This window comes from Sodalis glossinidius str. 'morsitans' (assembly GCF_000010085.1).
Lineage (GTDB): Bacteria > Pseudomonadota > Gammaproteobacteria > Enterobacterales > Enterobacteriaceae > Sodalis > Sodalis glossinidius.
In genome coordinates this window covers 3,514,326-3,528,755 of record NC_007712.1, presented here as the reverse complement: position 1 = coordinate 3,528,755, position 14,430 = coordinate 3,514,326, and the positions used below count along the sequence as shown (strand labels likewise).

Here is a 14,430-nt window from a genome sequence, read left to right as displayed (position 1 = left end):
CTTTACCCGCGTGGTTAACGTGGGTTATTGCCAATGTGAAAACAGTTGCATCGGGGTGTTTATTATGCTGCAATTTTGCGACAACCTTTCCATTATGTTTGCCGATGTTCCTTTTCGCACGCTTTGAGGCTGCTTCTGCTGGGTTTAAAGGCGTGGAGTTTCTTTTTCCCTCCTATTCCTACGCTTGCAATGAACTTAAAGCGCGCCTGACGGGACTGGATCTTGAACTGGTCCTCTTCAATACGCCTCCGGGGGATATTCACTAGCAAGAATGGGGCTTGTGCGCGCTACCGGGAAGAGAGCGAGAAGCGCGCCAACACATCCCTCAGGCCCTGGACTATGCCTGTGAACTGAACTGCCGCCGGGTGCATCTTATGGCGGAAGTTATTCCTCCCGGTATGGCAAAAAAGGAATGTGAACGCCAGCTGATTAGGAACATCGCCTACGCCGCAAAGTTATTTGCTCAGGAGGACAAGATAGTGCTGCTGGAAGCGTTAAATCCGGGAACGAAACCGGATTATTTTTATTCCAGCCAATTCCAGGTGATGGATATTTTAAATAAGATCGAAAGCGAGAACCTCTTTCTCCAGTTCGATATTTATCATGCACAACAGGTTGATGGTAGCCTGACTGCGTTTATCAGCGAACACTTATCTCGCATCAAACATATACAGGTAGCGTCATTGCCGGGGTGTCATGAGCCCGATACCGGCGAGGTAAATTATGACTATCTTGAGGAGAAAAACTATTGGCAGTGGATAGGGTGTGAATACACACCGCGGCAAGAAACCGAAAGCGGGACTGGCGTGGCTACGTAAAAGCATAAGGAGCGAATGATAACGACGTCCTAACGAGTTTCTCTTCTCCGGTTGTTGGCAGTCGTGGTGACGGGTATAATGATAATACGCGTTGTGAGATTAGGGCCCTTTGGAAGAGAAATAAGATATTAAGCCGTGTTGTATTCCCGGAGGAGGCCCTTTTTTCAGGTGAATCATTGATCCACAATTTCTATACCTATTATAGACTTCACTATTAGCTTCATGGTTAGCGGCAGCAAACCTGCCTCAGAAAAACATCGTCTGCGGTATTATACAGGCTGCTCACAGAAGCTGCGAATACACTAACTACGGTGCGGATCACACTTTATCAATGTTATTGAGTGATGAATAACAACCTTTGGGATCTCTTATATGAATTAAATAAATGCTATTTATTATTAGATTGAGGAATAAATGATTAATTTTAATGTTAGTGCCGATCGTTATGCACAGTTTATGGATGCCAGCCTGGGCTTCAACGGAGTCGATAAGAAAAAAAAGCCACCTCACCCGATACCTTGCTTGAACGCGTTATTGATTTTCTTACATTAGGTAAGCTGCATAAAAGATTTGCCACGGAATATGATAATTTTACCGCAGCTGTCACCAAAGCTATCGAAGATAACAACAAAAATCAGGGGCGATATACTATCCCACAAGAGCTGACGCTGGACTATGAAGGCTATCAGGTTAGCTTCACCCCAACGCATGGAGCGGACGATGAGCCTAAAATGGTTATCGAGATTGCAGGCGCGGCGGAAAAAAAGAAATTAGCCAAAACCGCTACAAAAATTTCTGCACCCTGCAATTACTTAAGGAAAACAAGTTATTGCGCGATGCCGATATTTCTCTTACGAAAGATGGCGTGCCTGACCTTAAAAATGCTAATCTTACCGGCCTTTCCTTATCTGGAATCGATTTAAGCCACACTATTCTCGATCATGCCAATTTCACCGACGCCGACCTCTCGGGCGCCGAATTGCAAGGGGCGCAGTGCGAGAAGACCAACTTCAAGGGCGCTAACTTGCAGGGGGCGTGGTGTCAGGAGGCTAAATTCAACGGTGCCGATTTGCAGGGAGCATTGTGCCATAATACGTATCTGGCGGGCGCCGATTTGCGGGACATCGCCAAGACGGATAGCGTTTTACAACAATACATAGAGAAGACAGACAAAAAGCGGACAGAGGATATTCGTGCACTGTGCGATAAAATCGTAAAGGCATATGAAAAAGACAACAATGGAAAAGTCGAACATAACAACGATGGGGTGTTTAGAAAAGAGCCTGCGGTGCCCGAGTTGAATGATGCCACTGCTTCTCTCAATAGGGGGGAATTAGATATAGAAAAGGTGGGTATCCATGTGGCATCCACACTAATTAAAAGAGAATTTAAGGCTGAAAAACCACTGGATAAGGAAACCTTTGCGCGAATCGGGGCTCATCCCGAACAAGCGTTGCAACTGTTTCTCGATAGATTTGCTGCAATGACACCGGAAACGGGGAAACGGTGCCATATGATATTGGCCACATTTGCTGCGGCATACGATAATGCAGATAATGATAATGCTAGTGAATCTAACAAAGGCACGGTATTGAGCTGCGCAGCAGATACATCATTATTCAATGGTTTTTTTGCCCTTGCCGCCGGCAATCGTACAACGACTTACGACTACAGCGAGAGGATCCTGAGGGACTTTATCTTGTATCAAAAAGTCCCCCCTCCGCCATCGTATCGACGCTGTCGCATCAATGCAATTAGCTGAAACCATGCAATCTGCTAAACCCATACAATTCGCTGAGCCTGTTCAGTCTACTGCCTCCAGAGAACTTGCCGGGCCAATTTCTCCCCTTGTGAACAGCAGGATTTATGCCAACGCTATAATCGTTGATGCTAATGAGGCATCCCGGCAAACACAGGCGAAAGTGCCCAACGCTGAAGAAATTGCCAACCAGCCGGCGCAAAACATAACGCCTGCGCCGCACCAGGACGACAACATATCACCCTTCCCCAGCGAGTGAATGATGGCGGCAGGGCTAGCGCGCCGGTGGAAAATCGAATCATCGCTGAAACAATAAATAACGTTACCGGAACGAAACGTACCCCGGAGGAAAAAGAAGAACGTGCTGTCCAATCTGAAGTTAAAAAAAACGTAGCGAGAGGCATGACGCGGCAGTGTTAGATACCTATGCCGCACGCAGCGTAAAAGAATTAACGGCTTTTTTTGAAAAGCTGGCTAAGAAGGGTAGTAAGGTAAATTAATTGACTGCCTCGGTGGATCGCGATGCCAAGGAACTAACGTCGATGAAATTTATTAACAAGCGTTAGATGAGCAGCATTTATTCTAATCGCAACGCGCGTTAATAGCCCGCCTTCAATAGGATTATGTAAGGTGTTAACAGCCGTGGTTAGCATTATTACAATGATTATCACTACACTGTGCCAGCCAGTCTCTTCGGCTTACCATAGGTTACGGCCGGTACCGCTTAGAAGGGGCGGCTCACATTGATTGGACTATTGTTATTCCCTAATAAATGCCCTGTAAACACTTAAGCCTTTACCGGGCCCGAACCAGTTTATTTAGACAAGCTTTTCGCAGCCTGCTCAATAAACGCCGCGACTTTTTCCAGCTGTGAGGTGTAAACCGCATGGCTAGCTTTGATCTCGACGGTATGACTGTCGGCGCGTTTAGCCATAAAGCGTTCCAAATTCGGGTTGATCGAGCGATCCTCCGTCGCTACTATCGCCCAGCTGGGTTTGCTTTTCCAGGCAGGCGTGTCGGCCGCCGTACCAAAGATTGCGGCCGCCGGCATTACCTGAGATCGCGCCAGCAGATCGGTCTGTTTTACGGGGAGGTCTGCCGCGAAATCAGCATGGAATGCGTCGAGTTTCAGGTAGAGGAAGTGATCGGGCGTTTCAGTTATCCCTTTACCGGCGGCGGGGGTTTTACTGGCTAAGCTCATCAGCGATTCGCCTTTTTACGGCTGGAACGCAGCAACATACACCAATCCTGCCACTGAGGGATCCCTACCTGCTTCGCTGATGATAAAGCCGCCATAACTGTGGCCTATCAGCAAAGAGCGCCCCTGTTGCTGATTGAGGATACGGCGGGTAGCCGCGACGTCATCCGCCAATGAGGTTTGCGGCTCTTGAACGATGGCAACGTGATAGCCGGCTTTATCAAGGATTCGGGTCACGGGTTCCCAACCTGAACCGTCGACAAAGGCGCCGTGTACCAACACGATGTTTTTAACCTGATCGGCCATCGCGCTGCTTTGCGCGGCGAAGGCTAAGGTGATGCCTGTGTTGAGGGTGACGAGGGTCTTCTTAAACATGATGATTTCCTCTTAAGTGATGTAATGAAATAGTGATAATTATATACAAACTGTTGTATATTAAAGTATTATTGCCATAGTTTTATTTTTCAAGCGATTTATTATCGCGATATCTATTATCCCACGTTTATGCTACGATTAGGTGCAAAAGCACAGAAACAGGAGAGAGTCTCATGCTGGATCGTCCACGCTTTGGCGAGCAGCTCTGTTATTCGATTTATTCCGCTTCGCTTGTCATTAAGCGCCTGTATAAACCCTTATTGGATGAAATGGGTGTTACCTATCCGCAATATTTGGTGCTGAATGTCCTTTGGGAACAGGACAAACAGACGATAGGCCATATCGGCGACACGCTGTCTTTGGAAATCAGCACGCTGACGCCGCTGCTCAAGCGCCTGGAGAGCGAAGGATTTATCCGGCGCGAACGGAGTCCTGGGGACGAGAGGAAAGTGTTCATCAGCCTGTTGGAGAAGGGAAAAGCGCTGGAAGCACAATCGCTGTGCCTGTCTAATACGCTGCTTTGCAGCTCCGGGCTGGCATTGACGACTCTGCAACGGCTTAATCAAGAGATCATTGCCCTGCGCACAAATATCGTCAAAGGTATAAGTTAAGCCCTCACTCCGTGCTGAGCTAAGGTGGCTATCAGGGTAGATTGCCCTGACCGGCACCTATTGGCGATACGTTTGGCTGAGCGCTTCTGCCAATGCACGCAAACGCCGTTTAAGTTCATCATAATCGCCGGGCACATGATCGAAATAAGGACAGGTTATTACCCCCTCTGCCCGGCCATCCTGTCCCGTCACGGGGAAGGAAAGCGATGTCAGGCCGATTATCCGGTCATGTTTGACCTCGCAAAACCCCTGCGTGCCGATAGCCGTTAACTGTTGCTGCAGGTTAGCTCGGTGTTCCGGGCCAAGCGGATAATGGCGTATCAACCGCAGTGCGGCCTGATCGGAGGCCAGCGCCAGAAACAATAGGGCCGAACTGGATTTGACCGCATTCAAAGTGGAGCCCTCGCGTGCCCCAATGACCGGTGAAAACTCAGGATAGGCATGCGCCAGTACGACAAAATTTTCCGCCTGCAAGGAGGCCAGGTGGCAGGATTGATTGGTTTGCCAAACGAAATCCCGCATCAGGGACTGACATGGCGGCGAAACGGCGAAGCGCTGAACCGGACTTACGGCATGTTTAACCTCTATCTTATCGGTCAGCGAGTAACGACGCGCCTTATCCTGATATAAATAGCCCTCTGCCAACAGGCAATGCACGATACGATACAGTTGGTTGAACGACAGTCCCAGTTCAGAGACCAATTGCCCCATACTTTTCGGCACACCGTCCTGGGCAAGGTGCTCGATAATGCTCAGTCCACGGCTAAGCGCTGGCGCTTTATATTCCTGGCGGGGTAGGGCCATGGTGGCTTTCATTCGACCAACTTAAAAGGATTAGCTCACCAGTATCTCTCCCCCCCGGTTAGAACGATAATTGCATGGCCTGCTGGTGCAGTTTTTGCTTTAAAGACACGCAATCAATACTCGCTGGTAAGCTACTCAAAAACTTGGCTGGGATCATTATTATTCTGTTCAGATTCAAGATGAATTTAAATAAAACCGGCTATGTAAACGTTGTTCGATTATAGTCATCTCGTTATAGTAGGGAGGTATTAACGGTAATATAAACACTATAGGGGAATTATTATGGATTCGGATAAATCAGGTGTTAATACTTTATCAAATAATCTATTAATTTCGTTCATGAAAACCAGCAGAGATCACTGGTTTATAAAAGATCTGGACTCACGTTATGTTTTTATGAATGAACTCTCGTTGAGATTTATGCGCTGTCCTAAGGGATATGATGTCAGAGGCAAGTTAGAAAGTGAAGTAAAGCTGCCCAGCAGTATGGAATACTGGCCAGATTTTGTTGCCCTGGACCGCAAGACCATTCAGGACCGGAAGGTTGTGACTAATATTGAAGTCCATTATTATGGAGAAAATAATATTGATACTCCCGTAGCGCACCTCTGTCAGAGAACGCCACTGTACGACGGCGAAAACAACTGCCTGGGCATCGTCTGCTACGGTGTTCCTATTGACTCTCCGGCGCTGCTTTATTATATGAATAAATTTAACCGTACCACGGCGCAGTTCGATGCGCCGAGTGAAATATTTACTTAAAAGGAAATGGAAATTATCTTCTGGGCAAGGCAAAAACTTGCGGCGAAAGACATTGCCAGGCGGTTAAATATTTCCTATAGAACAATTAAAAATCGTCTGAGAACCATTTACCAAAAAATCGGCGTACATAGCTTAAGCGAGCTTATTGACTATTGCTATGCCGCTGGTCTGGATAGTTACATTCCTTCTAATTTTATTCGCAAGGGGGTTCAACTACTGGCTTAAGACGGGAGAGTATGCTGAATTGCAACATAATTCGTCCAATATTAGGGTCAGTAATGTCATTGACCCTTTTCTTTTCAAGAACCGGCTGCTGAATGTCGTCTAAACAAACAAATATCGGTGCGGGTCTTTTGCTGTTTTTCATGCTGATCTTCGTCCTGTCGTTGCCGGGATGTCCGCCATATTTTGCATATGGGTATTCAATGGCAGCTGTAAACATAAGCCGCAATAGGGGTAACCGGGGTTGTAATGAAGGTGAAGTCCTGTATCGATGAGATGCCGTCTTACCATATAATAGAGTAACAAATGCATGCCTCTCGAACTAACCTCCAGCGCAGAGACAATTGCCCGGCGGGTCACAATCTATTGCAGGTATTCTATAAGTAGGCATTTCATAACCTGGATAACTATATCATCTTATGATAGAGATTAATGATCTTCAATCCGTCATTTATATTATATTATAAAGGTAGATATTTTAATGCAACACAATAATCACTCGCCCTCAGAGAAGGTTTCTGTTCCGTTGAAGAAAATCGGCAAGAATTTAGTTTACCTTATGAAGAAACAGGAGATTGATGCGCAACACTTAAGCACACTAACCGGTATTGGGATCGCCACTATCAACAATCTTAGAAGAGGTGTTGGCAATCCCACCATCTCTACGCTCTCCGCAATATCAGATTTCTTTGGCGTCAAGATGGGAAATTTGACCGACACGGTGATGGAAGACTGCAAAAACACTCTCGGTAATATTAAAAAGATGCCGCTAATAAAATATAACGATCTCGGTAGTTATTATCATAGTAAAATTGATATTACAAAAAGTTATACAGTGGAAGTTGAAGATAACGCTGATAATTCATTAATAGCGATTGAAATAGCGAATAATGCATTATCCCCTTTTTTTGAGAGCGGTACGATATGTGTTGTTTCAGAACAAGAGTGCTTCAATGACGGTGACGTGGTCTTGGTGAAAATAAAAGACTATCCCCTATGTTTCAGGCGTGTTTTTGTCGGCGACAACGCGCTTTACTTTTCCAAAACGACAATAGAATCGGATGGGAACACTATTGAGTTTAAGAACTACACCATTATAGGCGTATTGATAAAGACAATCAGGAAGTTGAAATAGAATAGGGAGTGCCTATGCGTTTTCTGGATGCGGTCAAACAGATATTCAATCCTAAGCATATCTATACATTAGATTATAATGCTATAGATAATGATACGGAAATTTATACTTTCAAAGAATATGGAACACATTCATATGTAAAAAAAAGCTATCGCCAAATTCTTGAAACCAATTTTATCTATCTGATAAACCCAAAGGATATACTCTATATCAGCAAGCTAGAGGAGAAAAAGGCTATGTTTGATGATGTTTATTTTATCCATGAGGAAAGAAGAAAGGGGGTGTATAAATTATCTAACGCCACTGACACGTTATTGCTCTCTGGCAAAGAGGTTATTAAAAACAGAGAGCTCATTGACAAAATTGATAATAACGATGTTGCAAAGATAGCATACTTAACCGGTGTGCATGCCGGCAGAAAAATATCAGAGATGCTAAGTCAAAAAACACCCCTGAAGAAAAAAACCGATAAGAGCTTCAAGATTATCAAATGAAATAGGTTTCTATGTGAGTAGGCTCAGCAAGGCATATGACGTTGAACCCGCTGCAGTTAAAGGTGCTAATATTTTCCGTTCCATTTCGCCATTGATAGCAGATCGCTGGCGAGACGGAAATTAGAATATCGTCCCATTTGGTCTGGAATGGCGTATGTGCATGTCCTGAACTAATGAATTTAACACCATAATCTTTGCATAAGGCCAGAAATCTATCGGCATTTCTCAAGTTACAAATGTCAACTAGCAGCGTGCCAACCGGCAGTATGTGATGATGAAGAAACACGGCTATTTTTCTTCTGCTTTCAAACGGCTCTCAAATGTTACGAGCGCATTATCATCGAGGACACCATAATCCTCACCATTGACCACGCTATCTAGAGTTAAAAAGCACCAGCCATCGCCTCCCAATTCAGAAAAGTGGCGCAAATACTCCCTTCCTGCTGCGCACTTTTCAAGTTCTTTCGGATGATCATGGTTACCCTTAAGAAGTGAGAAAGGCAATTTTAGTCGCGCCATGCCCTCAAGGAAGAGAGCATAAAAAGCTTCATTGCCATCATGAGAAATGTCCCCCGTAACAATGACGTTATCGATACGCAAATGTTGCTTGTTTTCTAGAACAAACTCCAGAGTATATTAATATACCGTTGGTATACGGGAACGGACAGAAGAAGATAGTCTTTATCTTGCAATAAGTAAATATCTGAGATTTGTAGTACTCTCATTTCTCTTTTCTCCCTAATTTTTCGTCTGAAAATACCGAGAGGGGATTGTATGACGTCCTCCAGTCATAATGGTCTGTCCTCTCAATTTTCTTTATTTTTCCAGAAAGATACATATCTAAGGGTAAAAAAAACGAAATGATAACTTTATAGCTCCATGTGGTTGCGATAATATTCACAAGTTCGCTTGACGGTATATTTACTGGACAGGCTTATTGGGTATGCCGTTAGTAATAATGCAGCCTGTGTCGTCATGGATGCCGTGACATATCTGACAAAAAACAGTTTCCCCATAAAGTGAATTTTCATTTTCGATATCAGGAATCCATTCAGGAAATAAGATACCGGTACTGATATCCATGTGCCGACCATAACCCACCAAAATTCGTGATATAATGAATAATAGTTTCTCGATATATCGCTGTTATCTGTTTGAATGACGGCAGCTACGTTTAGCAGCACTACATATACCGTTTGACAGAAGACCATTATCCATACGGCCCTAACCCCAAGTTTATGGCCATAGACCTCTGTCAAGATGGTGGAAAACAGAAATCATAGAGAAAAAATGATACCGCTTGTCATTATTTTTAGACCATAAATATACAGCGTTTTATAAACTAACGTGTCACAGGTTATCATGATGGTTACCGTTAACTCGACAAACGATCCATAGAGTTTATAATTAATTTATCCTTAAATTTATTATCTACATATGCTACATCAGCAGAAACATCATAGAAACACCGAAGCGGCCGTATCGGTAATAGCGATATCAGCATCGAAATTAGGACGTATTGTATTTGAAACACTCCCCAATTACCACAGGGTTGTCTTTTTACCTTAAAGTTATTACATGGGAATGTTTTAGTATTGAAGGGGCGTTTGCTGGCACTATTATGCCTGGGGTAAAGAACCATAAAGCCCGCGGCCACGGAAGATTTATTACCAGGGCTGCGGAACGTTAACGGTCATGCCGCGGCAGTGATGTGACACGCTTGCGATTACACCTCGCTTTCTTCCGGCGCGGTTTTTTTCTTGGCGAAAACGTTATAGATCACTAGCAATACGAAGATGCCGGTGATAACCATAGTGATAGTCTCTTTATTCAGGAAACCCGCCATATTACCCAACAAGATGCCCACCACGCCGAAATCGGTATCGGAGAAAGTGGTATTGGTCAGCCCCATCGCGCCGAGCACGGGCAGGAAGGTAATGAGAACGCCATGGGCAAATGCCCCGATCATGGCGCCGCGTCTGCCGCCGGTCGCATTGCCGAAGACGCCGGCGGTGGCGCCGCAGAAGAAGTGGGGCACGACGCCCGGCAGAATCAAAACCCAATTGAGCTGCCCGAGGACAAACAGTCCGACCAGCCCGCCGATAAAACTGAAGATAAAGCCCAGCAATACGGCGTTCGGGGCATAAGGATAAACTATCGGGCAGTCTAGCGCCGGGCGTGCGTCGGGAACCAGCTTTTCCGAAAATCCGGTAAAAGCAGGTACGATTTCCGCCAGAATTAGTCGCACGCCCTGTAAGATAATAAACACGCCGGCGGCAAAGGTGATGGCTTGGACAAAAGAATACACCAGATAATTTTGTCCCTGGCTAAACTGACTTTCGACATACTCTTTTCCCGCCGAGAGTGACAGAATAAAATAGATGATCATCATAGTCAGGGAAATAGAGATGGTGCTATCGCGCAAAAAACTCAGGTTTTTTGGCATGTTCATCTCTTCGGAAGATTTGGATCCTTTGCCTACCAACGATCCTATCCAGCCTGACAGAACATACCCTACCGTACCGGTATGGGCTAATGCCACCTGATCGTTACCGATGATTTTACGCATATAGGGCTGGGCAATGGCCGGGAAAAACGCCATCAGCAGGCCTAACGCAACCGGTATAAATAAGCTGGATGCCCTCGAATCCAGCCACCGACAGGATAATCGCCACCATACAGGCCATATAGAAGGTGACATGCCCTGACAGATAAATGAATTTAAGCCAGGTAAAGCGCGCCACGATGATATTGGCGACCATGCCGAACGACATGATAAGCGTAGTGGGGGCGTCGTATTTCGCCAGAGCAATAGACACCATGGCCTCATTGTTGGGGATAATCCCCTGGACATTGAAGGCATGTTTGAAAATATCGCCGAGTGGCGTCAAAGAGCCCACCAGCACCGCCGCCCAGCACTAGGAATCCGAGGATGGTTTTGACCGTCCCTTTTATCACATCTGGAAAGGGCTTTTTTGGGCGACCAGACCGAATAACGCCACCAGCCCGACTAATATTGAGGGCACTTTCAGTATATCGACAACTACCAATAAAAGGTTTTGTATAAACATGATAACCTCAGCGGTAAGATTTTTTATTTTTTCTGAAAGTAGTCGCTAATTTTCGCTTCAAGCTCTTTGATATCGATGATGCTATTGACCACGATAAGCTTGCTTTCAGGTAGGTTGGTGCTATAGGCAATATCCCTGCCCATGACGAAAACATCAGCTGCGTCTGGCGTGACCGAGCCGAGATCAGAATGTTCAACATTCGCAGAAATGTTAAGATTTTTCAGGACTTTCTTAATATTCATTTCCATCATAAAGCTGCTGCCTAAACCGGCGCCGCAAACCGCCATAATTTTCATGATTCACCTCATTGGTCGTAGTAAAAAAACAATCGTCGATACTTAGTTAAAATCATTCACGATTTTGCTTAATTCCGGTTGACTCTGCGCCTTGAATACCTTGTCCATGACGTTGTCATCCGACAGAAATTCTGCCAGTGTAGAAATCAGCTCCACATGGCTATTTTTATCCGGCGCGGCAAACATCACAATCACATCGACAGGATCGTTTTCCTGCGAACCGAATGAGACGCTGTCGCGCAGTTTCAATAATGATAGTCCCAATTTGTTGGCGCCTTCTTCGGGTCGTGCATGGGGCATGGCGATCCGCGGCGCGATGACGAAATAGGGGCAGACGGCCTGCCGTTGTTTGATAATGTTAGCCACGTAATCAGCCGTGATGGTGCCATCGTTCAATAACGGACGGGCGACCAGCGCCGCCTGCCAGTCGTCGACGGCGTTGACATATTGAATATGACTTTCATTTAACCATGTTGATAACGCTGACATATTTCACCCCTTTAGTGATTGATGTTGGATGCCGCCAAGGGTGCTCTCGCGCGGCATCGGTCTGACGCATCCGTGCGCCGATTAATTTTTCAATAGAGCGCGGGTGGTCGACAGGGCATTTTCCTGCGTGAAGCCGAAATGCTCGAATAAAACCGCCGCCAGCGCGGACTCGCCAAAGCTGTTCATCCCCAAAACTTTTCCGTCCAGACCCGTATACCCACGCCAGAAGCCTTCGACGCTGGCTTCGATCACCAGCCGTTTGCGCACGGCGGTCGGCAGGACGCTTTCGCGCCAGGGGCATCCTGCTTTTCAAAGCGTTCGGTGCAAGGCATCGAAACCACGCGCACGCGTTTGCCTTCCTCACCTAGCTGTACGGCGGCGTACACGGCCAGCTCCATTTCCGAGCCGCTCGAAATAATGATGAGTTCGGGTACCACGTCACAGTCACGCAATATATAGCCGCCTCTGGCGATACTTTCCAATTGCTGTGCGCTGCGGGGCTGCTGCGGCAGCCGTTGACGCGTAAAAATCAATGCGCTGGGGCCATCCGCTCGTTCGCAGCCGCTCCAGGTTTCCATATTTGGCGTCAGGCGTAAGGCGGCAAGCTGCTCAACCGGTTGATGGGTCGGGCCATCCTCCCACAGGCCAATGGAATCATGTGTGTAAACAAAGATCGTGCGGATCTTCATTAGCGTGGCCATGCCCACCGCATTGGCGATACCCTATCCCAGCGGGCCGGAGGTGGTTTCCACCCCTGGCGTATAGCCATATCCAGGATGGCCCGGCGTTTTCGAGTGCAGCTGGCGGAAGTTTTGGAGGTCCTCGATGCTGAGGTCGTAGCCGGTCAAATGTAACAAGGCGTAAAGCAGCATCGAGCTGTGACCATTAGACAACACGAAGCGGTCGCGATTGATCTAAAGAGGATCCGCCGGATTGTGCTGCAAGAAATCCCGCCAGAGTACCGTCGCTATATCCTCCATGCCCAGCGGGGCGCCGGAATGGCCGGAGTTGGCCTTTTGCACGGCATCGATACTCAGAAAGCGTATGGTATTGGCGAGCGATTGTTGTTCCACGGTATTCCCCTGTTGGTCGATAGACGGTTACATGCTTCGCTGCGTGATGCCGTCGTGTATCGTCAAAAAAACACGACTAATGGTAGTGGTACATATTAAATTTATATAGTTATCTTAAGAATGCACCTAGACATGACTATACACAAGAGGTAGGATTAGAAAGATGAGCAGACAGCAGGGATGAACCGTAAATCTGTTAAATGGATCACATTTATCACGCGCATCGCGCCGGTAGGTGAACTCTTTTTCCTTTGTCCCCACACGGGACTGGGGTATGAACAAACTGATAACGCGGTGGAAAACAACGAGATGACCGACAATATTACGGAAAAGCAAAAAGAGGTTATCGACTATATCCTCGGGAAAATTAAAGAAAAAGAACGTCAGTCTGGCGATAAACTAGATACGGAAATTGCGATTGCCAAGGCGCTGAATATCACCCGCTCAACGGTCCGGGAAGCGACCCGTATTCTTATCGATCAACGCCGCATCTACCGGATAAAGGGCTCCGGTATTTTTATTGGCTCTATTGGCAAGAATAATCAGTCGGGACGGTTCCATGCGCTGTCCCCTTTTGACTATCAGGCCCAGAAAGGGGGGCATCGCGCCGGCCGTAAAGTCATTTCCGCCAGTATCGTAACCGTTCCTGATGCGGCGATGGCGCAGGCTTTACGAATAAAAAACAGCGATCAGGTGTATAAAATCTTGCGCCTGATGAGCTTCGACGATGTTCCTATTTCCCTTGAATATATCCACTTCCCTGTTTCGTTATTTAAATCGATAGAATTTAAAGAGCTGGAGAATTCCAAATATTCTTATATTGAGCGCATAACCGGTAAAAAGGTCTACAAACGCGATCAGAATTTCCATGCGTTCAACGCCACCGATGCTGAAATGATGAAGTATATGAATATCGCTGAAAATGCGGCCATGATGGAGCTTTATGAAGTGGTTTATCTCGACGATGGCACCCCGTTTGAAGTGAATATCGCTATTGTAAACACCAATATGCTGCACCTGAGCCAGGTATCCGTCCGCGGTGAATGATGATGGCCAGTTAGGACGCCCGTAAATCAACCCCCCTCCGACAATGAAAAGCCGGGATGGCGCTGAGTTCCCGTATTTCTGTTACGTGCTTGGTCGCGGGCGCGCCCCGTAACGGCTAACGGCTGTCCTATGTGGCGCGCAGTGCCGCTCTCAGGCACCCACCATTCGCAAAATGGAAACATTTGGCAACCAATCAAGGTGCGGGATAGTCGGACTTGCTGCGGCCAGCGGCTCTATTGCCCTGGACATGTTCCAAAAAAGTATTTTGTAACTTAA

The 14,430-nt window shown here is 46.5% G+C and carries 13 protein-coding genes and 4 pseudogenes; 9 read left to right on the top strand and 8 right to left on the bottom strand.

Annotated features, from left to right (window positions below):
* The first annotated feature begins 64 nt into the window (after positions 1–64).
* The 3 genes and pseudogenes from SGP1_RS18745 to SGP1_RS18735 all read left to right on the top strand — a co-directional run bounded on the left by SGP1_RS18745 (position 65) and on the right by SGP1_RS18735 (position 2,580).
* Positions 65–818, top strand: a pseudogene (locus SGP1_RS18745) (hydroxypyruvate isomerase family protein).
* A 518-nt stretch (positions 819–1,336) separates the two neighbouring features.
* Positions 1,337–1,741 (top strand): hypothetical protein, encoded by a 405-nt coding sequence (locus tag SGP1_RS31740; protein WP_041867197.1) that lies wholly within the window; start codon positions 1,337–1,339, stop codon positions 1,739–1,741.
* Positions 1,648–2,580 carry a pentapeptide repeat-containing protein gene (locus tag SGP1_RS18735; protein ID WP_158302443.1) on the top strand — a complete coding sequence of 311 codons (933 nt, stop codon included), beginning with the start codon at positions 1,648–1,650 and terminating at the stop codon, positions 2,578–2,580. Before SGP1_RS31740 ends, SGP1_RS18735 begins: the two co-directional genes overlap by 94 nt.
* A gap of 811 nt (positions 2,581–3,391) precedes the next feature.
* Here the strand turns inward: SGP1_RS18735 and SGP1_RS35820 are convergent.
* Positions 3,392–4,081 (bottom strand): annotated as a pseudogene (locus SGP1_RS35820) (alpha/beta hydrolase).
* Between the two features lie 242 nt (positions 4,082–4,323).
* On the opposite strand from SGP1_RS35820, the gene SGP1_RS18720 reads away from it, so the two are divergent.
* A complete protein-coding gene (locus tag SGP1_RS18720) occupies positions 4,324–4,761 on the top strand; it encodes a MarR family winged helix-turn-helix transcriptional regulator (protein WP_011411777.1) in 438 nt (145 codons plus the stop codon).
* A 57-nt stretch (positions 4,762–4,818) separates the two neighbouring features.
* On the opposite strand, the gene SGP1_RS18715 is transcribed toward SGP1_RS18720, so the two are convergent.
* Positions 4,819–5,565 carry an IclR family transcriptional regulator gene (locus tag SGP1_RS18715; RefSeq protein WP_148203682.1) on the bottom strand — a complete coding sequence of 249 codons (747 nt, stop codon included), beginning with the start codon at positions 5,563–5,565 and terminating at the stop codon, positions 4,819–4,821.
* 282 nt (positions 5,566–5,847) lie between these two features.
* On the opposite strand from SGP1_RS18715, the gene SGP1_RS18710 reads away from it, so the two are divergent.
* From SGP1_RS18710 to SGP1_RS18695, 4 genes are all read left to right on the top strand, one after another.
* Entirely contained in the window at positions 5,848–6,327 is a 480-nt protein-coding gene (locus SGP1_RS18710) for a PAS domain-containing protein (RefSeq protein ID WP_011411775.1), read from the top strand.
* A gap of 6 nt (positions 6,328–6,333) precedes the next feature.
* Positions 6,334–6,552: a response regulator transcription factor gene (locus SGP1_RS18705; protein WP_041867195.1), complete on the top strand. Its 219-nt coding sequence runs from the start codon at positions 6,334–6,336 to the stop codon at positions 6,550–6,552.
* 478 nt (positions 6,553–7,030) lie between these two features.
* Positions 7,031–7,684 (top strand): helix-turn-helix domain-containing protein, encoded by a 654-nt coding sequence (locus SGP1_RS24865; RefSeq protein ID WP_011411774.1) that lies wholly within the window; start codon positions 7,031–7,033, stop codon positions 7,682–7,684.
* Positions 7,685–7,698: 14 nt separating this feature from the next.
* Entirely contained in the window at positions 7,699–8,178 is a 480-nt protein-coding gene (locus SGP1_RS18695; protein WP_041867194.1) for a hypothetical protein, read from the top strand.
* A 288-nt stretch (positions 8,179–8,466) separates the two neighbouring features.
* On the opposite strand, the gene SGP1_RS18690 is transcribed toward SGP1_RS18695, so the two are convergent.
* The 6 genes and pseudogenes from SGP1_RS18690 to SGP1_RS28240 form a co-directional block, all read right to left on the bottom strand.
* On the bottom strand, positions 8,467–8,778 hold the full coding sequence (locus SGP1_RS18690) for a metallophosphoesterase (protein WP_041867193.1): 312 nt from the start codon (positions 8,776–8,778) through the stop codon (positions 8,467–8,469).
* Positions 8,779–9,047: 269 nt separating this feature from the next.
* A complete protein-coding gene (locus tag SGP1_RS36780) occupies positions 9,048–9,437 on the bottom strand; it encodes a VUT family protein (RefSeq protein WP_158302442.1) in 390 nt (129 codons plus the stop codon).
* Positions 9,438–9,904: 467 nt separating this feature from the next.
* A pseudogene (locus tag SGP1_RS18685) lies at positions 9,905–11,249 on the bottom strand (PTS ascorbate transporter subunit IIC).
* A gap of 23 nt (positions 11,250–11,272) precedes the next feature.
* Complete coding sequence (locus SGP1_RS18680; protein WP_011411772.1) at positions 11,273–11,545, bottom strand: PTS sugar transporter subunit IIB; 273 nt, start codon at positions 11,543–11,545, stop codon at positions 11,273–11,275.
* A 42-nt stretch (positions 11,546–11,587) separates the two neighbouring features.
* Positions 11,588–12,034, bottom strand: a complete 447-nt coding sequence (locus SGP1_RS18675; protein ID WP_011411771.1) for a PTS sugar transporter subunit IIA — start codon at positions 12,032–12,034, stop codon at positions 11,588–11,590.
* Positions 12,035–12,115: 81 nt separating this feature from the next.
* A pseudogene (locus SGP1_RS28240) lies at positions 12,116–13,107 on the bottom strand (transketolase-like TK C-terminal-containing protein).
* A 309-nt stretch (positions 13,108–13,416) separates the two neighbouring features.
* Here SGP1_RS28240 and SGP1_RS18655 point away from each other — a divergent pair.
* On the top strand, positions 13,417–14,154 hold the full coding sequence (locus SGP1_RS18655; protein WP_041867666.1) for a GntR family transcriptional regulator: 738 nt from the start codon (positions 13,417–13,419) through the stop codon (positions 14,152–14,154).
* Positions 14,155–14,430 lie beyond the last annotated feature (276 nt).

Coding starts and splice junctions, on each gene's coding strand:
- SGP1_RS18720 (WP_011411777.1), top strand. CDS start 4,324: ATGCTGGATCGTCCACGCTTTGGCGAGCAGCTCTGTTATTCGATTTAT.
- SGP1_RS18715 (WP_148203682.1), bottom strand. CDS start 5,565: ATGGCCCTACCCCGCCAGGAATATAAAGCGCCAGCGCTTAGCCGTGGA.
- SGP1_RS18710 (WP_011411775.1), top strand. CDS start 5,848: ATGGATTCGGATAAATCAGGTGTTAATACTTTATCAAATAATCTATTA.
- SGP1_RS18705 (WP_041867195.1), top strand. CDS start 6,334: ATGGAAATTATCTTCTGGGCAAGGCAAAAACTTGCGGCGAAAGACATT.
- SGP1_RS24865 (WP_011411774.1), top strand. CDS start 7,031: ATGCAACACAATAATCACTCGCCCTCAGAGAAGGTTTCTGTTCCGTTG.
- SGP1_RS18695 (WP_041867194.1), top strand. CDS start 7,699: ATGCGTTTTCTGGATGCGGTCAAACAGATATTCAATCCTAAGCATATC.
- SGP1_RS18680 (WP_011411772.1), bottom strand. CDS start 11,545: ATGAAAATTATGGCGGTTTGCGGCGCCGGTTTAGGCAGCAGCTTTATG.
- SGP1_RS18675 (WP_011411771.1), bottom strand. CDS start 12,034: ATGTCAGCGTTATCAACATGGTTAAATGAAAGTCATATTCAATATGTC.
- SGP1_RS18655 (WP_041867666.1), top strand. CDS start 13,417: ATGACCGACAATATTACGGAAAAGCAAAAAGAGGTTATCGACTATATC.